A 253-nucleotide genomic window follows, 5' to 3' on the forward strand; every position below is an offset into this window, starting at 1 on the left:
TTGGTGCCGGTGGACAGGGCGACGTAGACGTCGGCGAGGGATCCGTGGGTGAAGGTGACGATGTCGTCCTTGCCGTCGCCGTTGAAGTCGCCGGAGGTCAGGGTTTCGCCGTTGAGGCCGAAGAAGTCGTTCCACTTCACCGAGGTGCCCGCGAACGATGATCCGGTGGACGTGGCGACGTACACGTCGTTGAGCGACCCCCGATTGAACGCCACGATGTCGTCCTTACCGTCACCACTGAAATCCGTCGGCG

General features: G+C 62.8%; 1 pseudogene. It reads right to left on the minus strand.

The features are described from left to right. Window positions 1–215, minus strand: a pseudogene (locus C5N14_RS31590) (FG-GAP repeat protein); the annotation flags it as partial. Window positions 216–253: the final 38 nt, after the last annotated feature.

It is taken from the genome of Micromonospora sp. MW-13 (assembly GCF_003434305.1).
Classification (GTDB): domain Bacteria; phylum Actinomycetota; class Actinomycetes; order Mycobacteriales; family Micromonosporaceae; genus Micromonospora.